This is a genomic window from Janibacter corallicola NBRC 107790 (assembly GCF_001570965.1).
In the GTDB taxonomy this organism is placed as follows: Bacteria; Actinomycetota; Actinomycetes; order Actinomycetales; family Dermatophilaceae; genus Janibacter; species Janibacter corallicola.
This window is the reverse complement of sequence record NZ_BCSR01000008.1, coordinates 15,751-29,706: the sequence shown is the minus strand read 5'-3', so window position 1 is coordinate 29,706 and position 13,956 is coordinate 15,751. Positions and strand designations below refer to the sequence as shown.

General features: G+C 73.4%; 14 protein-coding genes. 9 read left to right on the top strand and 5 right to left on the bottom strand.

From position 1 onward, the window contains the following. Positions 1–44: 44 nt before the first annotated feature. The 5 genes from JCO01S_RS05210 (at position 45) to JCO01S_RS05190 (ending at position 4,332) form a co-directional block, all read left to right on the top strand. Positions 45–1,055 carry a GNAT family N-acetyltransferase gene (locus JCO01S_RS05210; protein ID WP_068251788.1) on the top strand — a complete coding sequence of 337 codons (1,011 nt, stop codon included), beginning with the start codon at positions 45–47 and terminating at the stop codon, positions 1,053–1,055. Beyond that, positions 1,052–1,603: a hypothetical protein gene (locus JCO01S_RS05205; protein ID WP_068251785.1), complete on the top strand. Its 552-nt coding sequence runs from the start codon at positions 1,052–1,054 to the stop codon at positions 1,601–1,603. Before JCO01S_RS05210 ends, JCO01S_RS05205 begins: the two co-directional genes overlap by 4 nt. 137 nt (positions 1,604–1,740) lie before the next feature. Beyond that, complete coding sequence (locus JCO01S_RS05200) at positions 1,741–2,169, top strand: hypothetical protein (RefSeq protein WP_068251781.1); 429 nt, start codon at positions 1,741–1,743, stop codon at positions 2,167–2,169. Then, positions 2,126–3,667 (top strand): sensor histidine kinase, encoded by a 1,542-nt coding sequence (locus tag JCO01S_RS05195; protein ID WP_218002224.1) that lies wholly within the window; start codon positions 2,126–2,128, stop codon positions 3,665–3,667. The genes JCO01S_RS05200 and JCO01S_RS05195 overlap by 44 nt, the downstream gene beginning before the upstream one ends. Next, positions 3,664–4,332 (top strand): response regulator transcription factor, encoded by a 669-nt coding sequence (locus tag JCO01S_RS05190; protein ID WP_068251772.1) that lies wholly within the window; start codon positions 3,664–3,666, stop codon positions 4,330–4,332. The genes JCO01S_RS05195 and JCO01S_RS05190 overlap by 4 nt, the downstream gene beginning before the upstream one ends. A 7-nt stretch (positions 4,333–4,339) precedes the next feature. Here the strand turns inward: JCO01S_RS05190 and JCO01S_RS05185 are convergent, their stop codons facing one another. Genes JCO01S_RS05185 through JCO01S_RS05165 form a run of 5 tightly spaced genes read right to left on the bottom strand, consistent with a single transcriptional unit; the run spans position 4,340 to position 9,184 of the window. Continuing rightward, on the bottom strand, positions 4,340–4,951 hold the full coding sequence (locus JCO01S_RS05185) for a response regulator (RefSeq protein WP_068251769.1): 612 nt from the start codon (positions 4,949–4,951) through the stop codon (positions 4,340–4,342). Next, the gene (locus tag JCO01S_RS05180; protein ID WP_245634337.1) at positions 4,948–6,234 is read right to left on the bottom strand and encodes a sensor histidine kinase; all 1,287 of its coding nucleotides are present in this window, start codon (positions 6,232–6,234) and stop codon (positions 4,948–4,950) included. Before JCO01S_RS05180 ends, JCO01S_RS05185 begins: the two co-directional genes overlap by 4 nt. After that, a complete protein-coding gene (locus JCO01S_RS05175) occupies positions 6,231–8,312 on the bottom strand; it encodes an MMPL family transporter (protein WP_084342644.1) in 2,082 nt (693 codons plus the stop codon). Before JCO01S_RS05175 ends, JCO01S_RS05180 begins: the two co-directional genes overlap by 4 nt. Positions 8,313–8,372: 60 nt before the next feature. After that, positions 8,373–8,735, bottom strand: coding sequence for a PadR family transcriptional regulator (locus tag JCO01S_RS05170; RefSeq protein ID WP_068251765.1), 363 nt, complete (start codon positions 8,733–8,735; stop codon positions 8,373–8,375). After that, on the bottom strand, positions 8,732–9,184 hold the full coding sequence (locus tag JCO01S_RS05165; RefSeq protein WP_068251762.1) for a hypothetical protein: 453 nt from the start codon (positions 9,182–9,184) through the stop codon (positions 8,732–8,734). The genes JCO01S_RS05170 and JCO01S_RS05165 overlap by 4 nt, the downstream gene beginning before the upstream one ends. A gap of 169 nt (positions 9,185–9,353) precedes the next feature. Between JCO01S_RS05165 and JCO01S_RS05160 the strand changes: the two genes are divergently transcribed. The 4 genes from JCO01S_RS05160 (at position 9,354) to rpsT (ending at position 13,950) form a co-directional block, all read left to right on the top strand. Continuing rightward, the gene (locus tag JCO01S_RS05160) at positions 9,354–11,576 is read left to right on the top strand and encodes an ATP-dependent DNA helicase (protein WP_068252004.1); all 2,223 of its coding nucleotides are present in this window, start codon (positions 9,354–9,356) and stop codon (positions 11,574–11,576) included. A gap of 9 nt (positions 11,577–11,585) precedes the next feature. Continuing rightward, the gene (locus JCO01S_RS05155) at positions 11,586–12,560 is read left to right on the top strand and encodes an aldo/keto reductase (RefSeq protein WP_068251760.1); all 975 of its coding nucleotides are present in this window, start codon (positions 11,586–11,588) and stop codon (positions 12,558–12,560) included. Further along, positions 12,557–13,513 carry a DNA polymerase III subunit delta gene (gene holA / locus JCO01S_RS05150; protein WP_068251757.1) on the top strand — a complete coding sequence of 319 codons (957 nt, stop codon included), beginning with the start codon at positions 12,557–12,559 and terminating at the stop codon, positions 13,511–13,513. Before JCO01S_RS05155 ends, holA begins: the two co-directional genes overlap by 4 nt. Before the next feature lie 176 nt (positions 13,514–13,689). After that, positions 13,690–13,950 (top strand): 30S ribosomal protein S20, encoded by a 261-nt coding sequence (rpsT, locus tag JCO01S_RS05145; RefSeq protein WP_068251755.1) that lies wholly within the window; start codon positions 13,690–13,692, stop codon positions 13,948–13,950. The last annotated feature ends 6 nt before the right edge of the window (positions 13,951–13,956 follow it).

The following is a 13,956-nucleotide window of genomic DNA, read 5'->3' as shown; positions in this document are numbered from 1 at the left end:
TCCACATCGTGGCAGCACGGGCACCTCCGGTGCACCATTGGGGCATGGACCACCAGCCCGTCACCGCCGAGGGCGAAGGGGGACCCGTCCCCCGCGAGCTCTCCGCGGACGACCTGACGATGATCCCGGCGACCCCGGAGGAGGTCGCGCTCGTCGCCGAGCTGCTCGACCTGCCGGCCTCCCACGAGCGCCCCGCCGAGGTGGTGCAGGACTGGATCGCGCACTGGGAGGAGCGCGGTTGGGGCACCTGGGTCGTGCGGCAGGGGGACAGCCTGGCGGTGGGCTTCGTCGGCCTGCAGGACCGCGGGGACTTCGTGCGGCTGACCACGCGCTCGGTCGTGGGGACCTCGACCGAGCGGATGGCCCGGGCGCTGCGTCTCGCCATGGGACACGCCCTGGCGTGGCTGCCCGACCTGCCGGTGCGGATGCGGGTGGCGCCCGAGGACTCCGCCACCCGGGAGCTGCTCACCTCCGCGGGTCTCGTGCACGCGCCCGACCAGGACCACGACGTCGACGGGGAGACCTGGCAGGTCCTCGAGCTGCCGTACATCCGCGTCGTCGACCGGGTCCCGCCCCGGGCGGCCGAGGCGGTCCTCGACATGTGGGTGCGGGTCAACGACAGCGGCGGGGCGGTCGGCTTCCGCCCCGGGACGAGCCGGGGTCGGGTCTCGGCGGTCCTCGACGACTACGCCGACCGGATGGTCGCCGGTCGGGTCGTCGGGGTCTCGCTGAACTCCCCGGAGGGCGAGCTGCTCGGCCTCGGGTTCCTCGTGCCGGGCACGGGTGACCTGCAGGGCCACACCGCGTCCATCGAACGCGTCATGACCGACCCCGACCGCCGCGGCCTCGGGTACGGGAGGCTGCTCATGGCCGGCCTGCACCGGGCGGCCCGGGAGCGCGGCATCGAGCGGACCGTCCTGGACCAGCGGGACGGCACGGGCGTCGGTGATTTCTACGCCCGCTTCGGCTACGAGGAGGTCGGCCGCGTCCCGGGGGCGCTGCGCGTGGCCGAGGGCGATGACCGGGACCGGGTGATCATGAGCAGGGCGCTGTGAGCGGGCTGGTCCCCTTCGGCCCCGGGAGCGCCTGGCTCGCCGTACGCGGCAAGCCGCAGGCGGAGGTCGTCGAGGCGCTGGGGTTGACCGGTGGGCGGGTGGCCGAGGTCGCGGAGGCGGTCCGCGCCACCGGCACCGGCGCCACGGCCGTGCTGCCGCCGCTGCCCGGGGTCGACGGCCGGTGGACCCTCGTCGTCGGGGGCGATGCCGCCGGCCTCTCGCGCCGGCGGGTCGAGATGCTCTCGGCGATGATGAGCACGCAGGTGCAGGCCTTCGCCAGCTCGCAGGAGGACCACCACTGGCTCATCGCCGAGCGCGGGGGCCTGCGCAGTGACCAGCCGCCGACGGGCGGGCAGACCTCGGAGGCGGACGTTCTGGCCACCGCTGCCGCGTGGAGCATCGACCCGAGCACGCTGTCCGGGCCCGCGCCGGGTTCGGCGGTCCTCATCGAGGCGCTGCACCCGGAGGCCCCGACGCCGGAGAACGAGCCGGGGCTCGTCCAGGTCAGCACCCGTCCCCGCTGGCTGAGGCGGATCCTCGGCCGCTGACCCGTGGATGAGGAATTCCTCATCCACGGCTCACGATCGGCTCACCACCGCTGCCTAGTCTGGGACGAAACCCCTGCCCGAAGAGAAAGGGCCACGATGTCGACCACCCCCGTCGCCACGCCGGACGGTGAGCTCCCGTGAGGCGCCTCAGCCGTGGCGGGCTGCTGCTCGTCGTGCTGATCGCGGTGCCCCTCCTCGTGGGTCTGGGCTTCCGCGCCCTGGCCGCGCCCTCCGACCCCGAGCCGGTCCAGCAGCCCGGGGTCACGCTCACCCCGGGGAGCAGCACCTCGACGATCGGCCCTTCCGGCGACCCCGGCTCCGGGAGCTCGTCCACGCAGGAGCCGACCGAGTCGTCCACGCAGGAGCCGACCGAGTCCGGCCCGACCCCCAGCTCCACCGAGTCGCCCACGACGGAGCCGTCCTCCAGCACGTCCACTCGTCCCACGAAGCGCCCCACGAGCACACCCGACCCGCAGTGGAGCAGCCGAACCGTCTCCCCGCCGCCGGACTACGACGACGACGATGACGATGACGACGACGACCGGGACGACGATGACGACGACTGAGCCCTCCGGGGCCGGTCACGGGAAGCGTCCCCGCCTGGCCCGCGAGACGATCGTCGGGTGGATGGTGCTCGTGCTCTTCGTGAGCCTGGCCAGCGTCGTGGTCATCGTCCACGAGTCCCTGCACCTCGAGGTCGCCGAACGGGCCAATGACGCCGTCTCCCAGGAGATCAGGGAGTTCCAGACCTTCACCGAGGAAGGCATCGACCCGGAGACCGGGGAGCCCTTCACCTCCAGCGAGCGCCTCCTCGACGTCTTCCTCGATCGGCAGCGTCTCTCCCGCGGCGAGGTCATCGTCGGGTACGTCGGCACCTCCGGTCGGGTCTTCTACTCACCGGGCCCGGGCACGCCGGAGGTGGACGACGGGGGCTACGACGTGGCCTCGGACAGCGCCTTCCTGCGTGCCGCGGCCAAGGACACGAGCGGAACCCGGGACACCCCCGCCGGCGAGATGCGGTGGGCCCGCTCCGTCGTCGAGGTCGACGGCGGCGAGAGCGCCCTGCTCATCGCCGCGCAGTTCACCGACGAGGAGACCGCGCGGGTCGACCAGACCGTGCAGACCCTGGCGCTGATCTCGCTGGCGGCGCTGGTCTTCGGGGGCGTGGTCTCCTGGCTGGTCGCCGGGCGGATCCTGCGTCCGGTTCGGCAGGTCCAGGAGACGGCCGCGGAGATCACCGAGCAGGACCTCACCCGGCGCATCGACGTCGGGGACGACGACGTCTCGGGCCTGGCGACCACCTTCAACCGGATGCTCGACCGGCTCGAGGAGGCCTTCCGCGCGGAGCAGCGCTTCGTCGACGACGCCGGCCACGAGCTGCGGACCCCGATCACGGTGATCCGGGGGCACCTGGAGCTGATGGACGACGACCCCGAGTCGCGGGCCGTGACGATGCGGATCGTGAGCCAGGAGCTGGACCGGATGAGCCGGATCGTCACCGACCTGCTCGCGCTCGCCAAGGCCGACCGGCCCGACTTCGTGCGGATGAGCGAGGACGTCGACCTCGCGGCCCTCACCGTCGGTCTCGACGCGCGCATCAGCGCCCTCGGCGACCGGCGCTGGGGCATCCGTGAGATCGCCGAGGGCACGACGCGGCTGGACCCGCAGCGCATCACCCAGGCGGTGCTCCAGCTGGCGCAGAACGCCGTGCAGCACACGCAGGACGGTGGCGCGATCACCCTGGGATCGGCCCTCGTGACGGACCCCCGGATCGGGCCCGCGCTCGCGATCAGCATCGAGGACGACGGTCCCGGCGTCCCCGTCGCCGACCGGGACCAGATCTTCGAGCGCTTCGCCCACGGCGAGAACCCGGACGGCACCCGCCACCGGGGCGCCGGCCTGGGGCTGGCGATCGTGCGGGCCATCGCGGAGGCGCACGGCGGTCGGGTCGACGTGGGCGGCGAAGCGGGGCAGGGTGCTGTCTTCACCCTCCTGGTCCCCCACGTCACCGACCAGGGGGAGCAGGAGGGCGAGGAGACCATGCCGATCCCGGAGGTGTCATGAGCAGCATCCTCATCGCGGAGGACCATGAGGCGATCTCGAGCTTCATCGACAAGGGCCTGCGCGCCGGCGGCTACCGCACCACCGTCACCACCCACGGTCGGGAGGCCTGGGCGCTGGCTTCCACCGGTGGCTTCGACCTGCTCGTCCTGGACGTCGGCCTGCCCGGGCTGGACGGCTTCGAGGTGCTGCGCCGGCTGCGCGGCGACGGCGTGGACATCCCGGTCATCATCCTCACCGCCCGGGACGGCGTGGAGGACACCGTGAGCGGCCTCGAGGGCGGGGCCAACGACTACATGACCAAGCCCTTCCAGTTCGCCGAGCTGCTGGCCCGGGTGCGGCTGCGCCTGCGCGAAGGGGGCGCCGCCCCCGCGTCCGAGGAGACGCTGGGCGTCGGCGACCTCACCCTGGACGTGCGCCGCCGCACCGCGACGGTGGCCGGCAGGGAGGTCGAGCTCACCGCCCGCGAGTTCTCCCTGCTCGAGGCATTCGTCGAGCACGCGGACCAGGTGCTCAGCCGCGAGCAGCTGCTCGGGATGGTCTGGGACATGGACTTCGACCCCGGCTCGAACGTCGTCGACGTCTTCGTGCGCTCGCTGCGCTCGAAGATCGGGTCCGAGCGCATCCTCACCGTCCGCGGCGTGGGCTACCGGCTGAGGGCCGGCTGAGCCGGCATCAGGGGAGCAGTCCCTCCTCGCGGGCCCGCGCGACCGCCGCGGTGCGGCTGTCCACGTCCAGCTTGGTGAAGGCGTGGACGAGGTGGGTCTTCACGGTCGCCTCGGAGATGAAGAGCTCCCCCGCGATCTCCCGGTTCGCCAGGCCCCGGGCGACCGCGCCGAGGATCTCGACCTCCCTCGCGGAGAGCTCCACCCGTCGCCGGCCCATCCGCGCGACCACTCGTCGGGCGAGGACGGTCTCGCCGGCGGCCGCCCGGGTCACCGCCGCGACGACCTCCTCGGGCGCGGTGTCCTTGAGCAGGTAGCCGGCCGCGCCGGCCTCGACCGCACGGACGATGTCGCGGTCGGTGTCGTACGTGGTCAGCACCAATACCGCAGGTGCCCCCGGGCCGGAGCGAAGGGAGGAGGTCACCCCGACCCCGTCCATCCCGTCCCCGAGGCGCAGGTCGGTGAGGACGACCTCGGGGCGCTCCCGGGCGATGACCTCCAGCGCCTCCTCGCCCGTGCTGGCCTCACCCACGACGTCGAGCCGGTCGTCCTGCCGGAGCAGGGCCACGATGCCCAGCCGGGTCACCGGGTGGTCCTCGACGACCACGACGCGCACGCTCATGACTCCTCCTCGCTGGTGCGGGGCACCGGGACCCACGCGGAGACGGCGGTGCCCCCACCCGGTGAGGACTCCACGGACAGGCCGCCACCGATCTCGCGCAGTCGGGCGCGGGTGGCGCGCAGGCCGTAACCCCCTTCGCCCGCATCGTCCGGCGAGTGGCTGGCCCAGGCCTCGGTGTCGAAACCCTGCCCGTCGTCGACGACGTCGACCCGGAGCACCTCGCCGGAGCGCTCGACCCCGACGAGCACCGTGTCGGCCCGCGCGTGGGTGCGCACGTTGGCCAGGGCGCCCTGCACGCAGCGCAGCAGGGCCACCTCGACCGTCGTCGGGAGCTGCGGTACCTCGCGCCCGACCCGCAGCCGGGCCGAGACCGATGACTCCTCGGTGAAGCGGTCGGTGACGCGGCGCAGGGCGCCGGTCAGGCTCCCTTCGTCCAGGTCGGCGGGGGCCAGCGCACCGACCACCCGACGGGACTCCTCGAGCCCGTCGACCGCGCCGGACTCGAGGTGCCGGAGGATCTCCCGCGCCCGCTCCGGGTCCTCCTCGGCGAGCGCGGCACGGGCCAGCAGCAGGATCGACGAGAAGCCCTGGGCGATGCCGTCGTGGATGTCCCGGGAGAGGCGGGTGCGCTCACTGGTGGCTCCCTCCGCACGCTGCACCCGGGCCAGCTCGTCGGTCAGGGCCGCGGTCTCCTCCTGGGCGGCGTAGAGGGAGGCGATGAGGCGCTGGCGCTCGATGCCGTCGCGCACCAGCGCCATCTGCGCGCGGGAGATGCCCAGGGCGACGACCATCCCGATGAGCGGTCCGATGATCGCGGCGAAGGAGGTGGCTCCCGTCTGGCGCACCGGTTCGGCGACGACCACGCCCAGCACGACCAGCGAAATGGCCACGCCGGGGACGAGCCTCAGCAGGTGCCCGGCGAGCAACCAGAGCGGGAAGGCCAGCCAGACGTTCTCCGGCGAGACGAGCACCAACCCGCCCCACACGAGGGCGAGGACGATGAACCACGTCGCGCCGCTCAGGCCACGCCGGGCCAGCGGGATCCCCACGAGGTACCAGCCGACGAAGACGGCCAGCCCCGCCAGCTCGGCGGCCGGGTGCGCGCCGGCCTCGACCGCCCGCGTGAGGCAGACCACCGCGAGCACGGCGAGCAGGGCGTGCTGACCCAGCCGCAACCACCGGGTGGTCCCGCCGCCCACCGCGTCCTCGCCCGGGACGCCGACCGGTCCGGCCAGCCGCGGGTGACCGGCGGCTGGACCTGGGGCCGAGGGTGTCCTGCTCACCCGCGCGACGCTACCCGGCCGGGCCACCAGAACCGGTCGCCGATGAGGGCGGTCGCCGCGGGCACGACGACGGTGCGCACCAGCAGGGTGTCCAGCAGGACGCCGAGGCCGACGATCAGCCCGAGCTGGCCGAGGACGACCAGGGGGAGCACCCCGAGCGCCGCGAAGACCGCGGCCAGCACGACGCCGGCACTGGTGATCACCGCTCCGGTGCGGGCCACCGCCCGGGCGACCCCGTCCCGGGTGCCGTGACCGGCCGCCTCGGCCCTCGCCCGGTGCATGAGGAAGATCGTGTAGTCGATCCCCAGCGCGACGAGGAAGAGGAAGGCGATCAGCGGGACCTGCACGGCCAGCGCGGGGTGCCCGAGCAGGTGCTCGTCGAGCCACGCGCCGAGCCCGAGGGCGGCCGGGGCACTGGCGGCGTTGAGGGCGAGCAGCACCAGCGGGCCGACGACCGCGCGGAGCAGGACCACGAGGACGGCGAGGCTGACCAGCAGCACCAGCGGGACGACCGTCCCCAGGTCGCTCTCGGCCGCTGCGCGGGCGTCGAGCAGCTCGGCGGAGCCGCCGCCGACCTTCGCGTCCCCACCCGCGACGCCGTGGGCGGCCGAGCGCAGGTCCTCGGCGAGGTCGAGGCTGGCCGGGGTGCCGGGGGAGGGCTGGCCGATGACGGTCACCTTGGCCAGCCCCGCGCCGTTCGTGCCGGACGGGACGACGCCGGTGACGCCCTCGACACCCTCCAGGGCCTCGACGGTCTCCTCGGTGTGGGTGGCGTCGGTGGTCACGGCGAAGGGAGCGGCGGCCCCCGCCGGGAAGTGCTCACCGAGGACGACGAGCCCCTGTCCGGACTCGGAGCCGCCGCGGAAGGAGTCCACCTGGCTCAGGCCGACCCGTGCACCGGTCAGGCCCGAGGCGAGGACCGCGAGGACCACGAGGCCCCCGACGAGGTGCCGGCCGGGACGGGCGACGACCCGACGGGCGACCTTGGCCCAGGCTCCCTCGTGATCCAGCGTGTCGCCGCGGCGCGGGACGAAGGGCCGGAAGACCTTCCGGCCGACGAGGGCCAGGGCGGCGGGCAGCACGAGGAGCACCGCCAGCAGGGCGAAGACCAGTCCGACCGCGGAGGCGAGGCCCAGCCCCCGGGTGCCCGGGACGGCAGCGAGCAGCAGGGTGGCCAGGGCGAGCACGACGGTGGCGTTGCTCGCGACGATGGCCGGGGCCGTGGCCCGCCACGCGGCGCCCAGCGCTGTGCGGTGCTCCTCGTGGTCGTGGAGCTCCTCGCGGTAGCGGGAGATGAGCAGCAACGCGTAGTTCGTGCCGGCGCCGAAGACGAGCACGGAGACGATCCCGGCGTCGAAGGGCAGGCCGCTCGCGTCGCCGACGGCGGTGGTGACGGTGCCGGCCATCTGGTCGGCCACGCCGACGACGGCCAGCGGCACCAGCCACAGCGCGGGGGAGCGGTAGGTCAGCAGCAGGAGCAGCGCGACGACGCCGATGGTCACGGCGAGCAGGGTGAAGTTCGCCCCCTCGAAGGAGGAGGCGATGTCGGCCCCGAAGGCCGGACCGCCGGTGACCTGCACGGTCATGCCCTCCGGGGCGTGCTCGGCGACCTTCGCCCGCAGGTCCTGGATCATCTCCACGTTCGCGTCGGAGTCCAGGTCGGTGGGGACCGGGACGTTGATGACCGCGGCCCGGCCGTCGTCGGACGTCCGGGCGGGGGAGGGGTCATCGGTGGCCGGGTCGAGGTGGGTGGCCATCTCGTCGAGGTCGGCCAGGTCCCCCTTCGTCAGCTGCGAGCCGTCGTCGTTGGTCGCCACGAGGAGGACCGGCGCGGTGTCGCTGCCGGGGAAGGACTCCAGCTGGTCGGCGACCACGGCGGACTCGGCCGTGTCCGGGAAGTCGGCGCCCCGCGGGGGCGCCTCGGTCGACCCGAACAGAGAGCTGGCGAGGCCGACGACGAGGACGGCGAGGACGAGGACGAAGGGGGCTCCGCGGCGGCTGGTGAGACGCTCGGCGAGGCCCCGGCGGGCGGCCCGGTGGGACGAGCCGGGAGGGGATGGGCGCAGGGTCGCTGTCATGCCATCCATCCCATCGCCGGAGGGGGTGTCGGCACATCGCGCAGGAGGTTGGTTCCCGGGTCAACCTTTCGATGGACGGGGACTGTGGTCGATCGAGTCCGCGATCTCCTCGAGGCGTGCGAGATAGCGACGTCCCAGGTCGGTCAGGGTGAAGTCCTTGCGCGGGCGCCCGGTCCGTTCGACCGGCACGGAATCCACCGTCATCAGGTCGCTTCCGGCGAGCCGCTTGAGCGTGCGGTAGAGACCCCGCTCGGAGATGGCCCACCCGGTGCGGTGGGCGAACTCGGCCCCGATGTCCGCGGCGGGCGCCGGTGCCCGGTCGGACACGATCCGCAGCAGGACGAGGGTGGTCATGGACTTCTTGTGGACCTCGACCCACCCGGTGACGAGCTCCTCGAGCCACTCCTCGGACTCGGAGGTCACCGGGAGGCCTCGAACCCACGGCCGAGGATCGCTCCCAGGGCGTGCACCAGCAGCCCGAGTGACCAGAAAGTCGGCATACCCAGGACCACGCCGAACCAGCCGGGATCGAGGACGAAGTCCTCGGCCGTGTCGGCTCGCACGGCGGGGTCCCCCAGGACGGCGAGCACGAAGAAGTGGAGCAGGAATCCCCCGACGACCGACGCAAAGGTGATGACGTGTGCAGCGAGCAGTCCGTAGCGGACCCGTCCCAGCGCGCCATGGTCGCGGATGAGGAAGGCGGCGTAGCCCACGGCGATGACGGCGGTGAGGCCGGCGGCGAGCCATCCGATCCGGCTGCCGGTGACGACCAGAGCGAGCTGCACCACGATGCTGGCGCCGATGATGGTCAGGGCGTAACGCTGCAGTGCGGTGTTCGCGTCCGCGAGGCGCGTCTCGGGTGCCGTGGTCATGGTGGGTCCTTCCGATGATCACTGAAGGTTGTGTACCAGTGGTTGACTACCGTAGGCGAGTCACGTCGGAGGGGCAAGCGCGGTGGTTCCGTCCGGCGCCGGACGGATTCCGTCCACAGGCCGCGCAGGACCTGCCGACGACGGCCGCAGGTCGTCATAGGGTGGGGTGGTGCCGAAGTCCGTGGAGTCCCTGCTGGCAGCCGCCGTCACCGGAGTGGGTGGCACGGAGCGTCCCGGACAGGTCGAGATGACCCGCGCCGTCGCGGACGCCATCGAGACCGAGGAGCACCTCCTCGTCCAGGCCGGCACCGGTACCGGCAAGTCCCTGGCCTATCTCGTCCCGGCCGTGGAGCACGCGCAGCGCACCGGCACCCCCGCGGTGGTCGCCACCGCGACCCTGGCCCTGCAGGCGCAGATCGTCGACTCCGACATGCCGCGCCTGGCGGATGCGCTGACCGACCGGCTGGAGCGTCGCCCGACCTACGCGATCGTCAAGGGCCGGCGCAACTACCTGTGCCGGCACAAGCTCGAGGGCGGCTTCCCCGACGAGGACGAGGGCCTCATGGACGTCGGCGAGGTCGACGCCGCGGCCGGCCGGATCGGCCAGGAGGTCCTGCGGCTGCGGGAGTGGGCCGAGGAGACCGAGTCGGGGGACCGGGACGAGCTCGTGCCCGGTGTCTCGGAGAAGGCCTGGCGCCAGGTCTCGGTCTCGGCGCAGGAGTGCCTCGGCTCGCGGTGCCCGATGGTGGCCGAGTGCTTCGTGGAGCGCTCGCGGGAGGCGGCCCAGGACGTCGACGTCGTCGTGACCAACCACTCCTTCATGGCGATCGACGCCTTCGAGGGGCGCCCGATGCTGCCCGAGCACGACGTGCTCGTCATCGACGAGGCCCACGAGCTCGTCGACCGGGTGACCTCGACGGTCACCGACGAGCTCTCGCCCGGGGGGATCCGGGCCGCCGGCAAGCGCGCCCGGCGGATGGTCGAGACCACCGATGACGTCGACGACGTCGCCGCCGACCTCGAGGCGGTCCTCGAGGGAGCCCCCGAGGGACGCCTGACCGCCGGCATCCCGGAGGCACTCGCCGCCGTCCTCGAGCGGCTCCGGGACACCACCCGCGGCCTGCTCACCGAGCTCAAGCCGCCGAAGGGGGAGCCCGTCGACGGATCACGGCAGGTGGCCCAGGTCGCCGTCGAGGAGCTCTTCGACACCGCCGCACGGATGCTCGAGGAGCGCGAGCTCGACGTCACCTGGGTCGCGAAGGCCCCCCGGCGCGGGCCGCTGCTGCGGGTCGCGCCGATGAGCGTGGCGATGCGGGTGCGCGAGCGCATCTTCGGCACGGGGGCCACCGACGATGACGACACGGTGCGGGACCGCACGGTCTTGCTGACCTCGGCGACCCTCGAGCTGGGCGGCTCCTTCGACTCCGTCGCGGGGACCCTGGGGCTGCGCGGCCCGGGTGCGCCCGAGTGGCGGGGACTGGATGTGGGGTCCCCCTTCGACTACGGCCAGCAGGCCATCGCCTACGTCGCCGAGCACCTGCCGGCCCCGGGCCGGGACGGCCTCGCCGGCGAGACCCTCGAGGAGATCGAGGCGCTCGTGCGGGCCGCCGGTGGCCGTGCGCTCGGGCTCTTCTCCTCCATGCGGGCCGCGCGGGAGGCGAGTGAGGCGATGCGCGAGCGGCTCGGCGAGGACTTCACGGTGCTCTGCCAGGGCGAGGAGACGATCGGCACGCTCGTGCGGCAGTTCGCCGGGGACCCGCGCACGATCCTCTTCGGCACGCTCACGCTGTGGCAGGGGGTCGACGTGCCCGGAAGCGCCTGCCAGCTCGTGCTCATCGACCGCATCCCCTTCCCCCGGCCGGACGACCCGCTCTCCTCCGCGCGCACCCAGGAGATCGCCCGGCGCGGCGGCAACGGCTTCATGGCGGTCTCGGCGACACACGCGGCGCTGCGCCTGGCCCAGGGCGCGGGGCGGCTCATCCGGCGCGGTGACGACCGCGGGGTGGTCGCCTTCCTCGACCACCGGATGATCAAGGCGCGCTACGCCGGCTTCCTGCAGCGCTCGCTGCCGCCCTTCTGGCCGACGACCGACCGCGACCTCGTCCTGGGTGCGCTGCGCCGGCTGGACCAGATCGCCCCCGAGCCGTTGCCGGTGGCCGAGCCGGTCAAGCGGAGCATGACCGGGGCACCCTCGGCCCCGCCGGGGCCGGCGGGCGTGCGCACGGCGGTCGTGCAGGGCGAGGGCTGGTCCGCCCAGGACGATGACGAGCTGCGCGACGGCGTCGAGCTCGGGCTGCCCGTGGAGGAGCTCGCGCAGTCCCTGGACCGGGAGGCCGCCGCGGTGACCGCCCGCGCGAAGACACTCGGGCTGGCCGTCACCACCCACGACTAGCCTGTCGCCATGCAGACAGCTCGCCTCGGTCACTCCGGTCTCGCCGTCTCCGTCGTCGGTCTCGGCTGCAACAACCTCGGTCGAGCCGGGACGGCCACCGAGACCCGGGAGGGAGTCGACGCCGTCGTCGGCGCGGCCCTCGACGCCGGCATCACCCTCTTCGACGTCGCCGACACCTACGGCGTCGAGCCCGGCCTGTCCGAGCGGTTGCTCGGGGAGGCCCTCGGCTCCCGCCGCGACGAGATCGTCCTCGCCACGAAGTTCGGCATGGACATGAAGGGTGCCAACGGGCCGGACTTCGGAGCCCGGGGGTCGCGGCGCTACATCATGGCCGCCGTCGAGGCCTCGCTGCGCCGGCTGGGCACCGACCACATCGACCTCTACCAGTTCCACACGCCGGACCCGGCGACGCCGATCGAGGAGACCCTCGACGCGCTCGACGACCTCGTGCGCGAGGGCAAGGTCCGCTACATCGGGCACTCCAACCGCGCCGGCTGGCAGATCGCCGACGCCGAGCACGTCGCCCGGGCCCGTGGTGGGGCGCGCTTCGTCTCCAGCCAGAGCCACTACAACCTGCTGGACCGCCGTGCCGAGCTCGAGGTGATCCCGGCCGCGCAGGCCTACGGCCTGGGCGTGCTGCCGTACTTCCCACTGGCCAACGGGCTGCTCACCGGCAAGTACTCCGACGGGGTCGCCCCCGAGGGCAGCCGCCTGACCCACTCCCGCCAGCAGATGCTGCGCGACGCCGACCTCGGTCAGCTGGAGGCGTTCGGGGACTTCGCCCGCGAGCGGGGGCTGACCGAGCTGCAGGTCGCCTTCTCCTGGCTGGCGAGCCGCCCGGCCGTCTCCAGCGTCATCGCCGGGGCGACGCGGCCCGAGCAGGTGGCGCAGAACGCCGCAGCGGCCGACTGGGTGCCCACCGTCGAGGACGAGGCCGCGCTGGACGAGATCTTCCCGCCGGTGGCGAAGGTGGCGCTCTTTTGAGCGGCCCCTCGCTCGTGCTCGTCTCCGGGCCGGAGTCGATCCTCGCCGACCGGGCCGTGGAGTCGGTCATCGCCGACGCCCGCGTGACGAGCCCCGACCTGGAGGTGGTCACCCTGACCGCCGAGGGGTACGAGGAGGGCGCGGTCGGGATGCACGCCAGCCCCTCGCTCTTCGGTGAGGACCGCGTCCTCGTCGTGCGGGACCTGCACCAGGCGGGGGAGGCGCTGCAGGCCGACCTGCTCTCCTACCTCGCCGACCCGGAGGAGACGGTCACCCTCGTGGTCACCCACGCCTCGGGCAACCGCGGCAAGAAGGTCCTGGACGCGCTGAAGAAGGCTCGGGCGAAGGTCGTCCCCGCACCGGCGATCAAGAGCGACCGGGAGAAGTCGGAGTTCGTGACCAACGAGTTCCGCGTCGCCCGGCGCAAGATCACCCCCGGGGCGGTCCAGGCGCTCGTCGAGGCGGTGGGGAAGGACGTGCGCGAGCTCGCGGCCGCCTGCCAGCAGCTCGTCGACGACACGAGCGGCACGATCGACGCCGACGTCGTCGAGCGTTACCACGGCGGCCGGGTGGAGGCGACCGGTTTCAAGGTCGCCGACGCCGCCGTCGCCGGCCGCACCGGCGAGGCGCTGCGGCTGCTGCGCCACGCCGTCAACGTGGGCGTCGACCCGGTCCCGATCGTCGCGGTGCTCGCGCAGCAGCTGCGCCAGCTGGCCAAGGTCGGGGGAGCGGGACGGGGCCGCAGCGCCGACCTCGCCCGCGACCTCGGCATGGCCCCGTGGCAGATCGACAAGGCCCGTCGGGCGCTGCAGGGGTGGAGCGCCGATGCGCTCGGCCGGAGCATCGAGGCGGTGGCCGCGGCGGACTTCGAGGTCAAGGGCGGCGGCCGCGACCCGGTCTATGCCGTGGAGAAGGCCGTGCTGACGATCGCCGACGCACGCGCCGGCGGCTGAGCGGTTTGTCGGCCCCGTGGGGCCGCTGCTAGATTTGGCCATTGCGTGCGCGCCAGGTCGTGCGCGCACCGCAGCACCACCCCAGGGCGTCTCTCCCACGGTGTCCCCACGCCGGTCCCGAGCCGCCTTGCCGCCCTCTACGGCAGAAGTTCCTCAGCGACCAGAAAGACACACCTGTGGCAAACATCAAGTCCCAGATCAAGCGGGTCAAGACCAACAACGAGGCCACCGAGCGCAACCGGGCCTACAAGTCCGAGCTGCGCACCTGGATCCGCAAGGTCCGCGCGGCCGTCGCCGAGGGCGACGCCGAGACCGCGAAGAGCGCTCTGCTCACCGCGAGCAAGAAGCTCGACAAGGCCGTGAGCAAGGGCGTCATCCACCAGAACCAGGCCGCCAACAAGAAGTCGGCCCTGGCCAAGGCGGTCAACACCCTCTGAGGACCC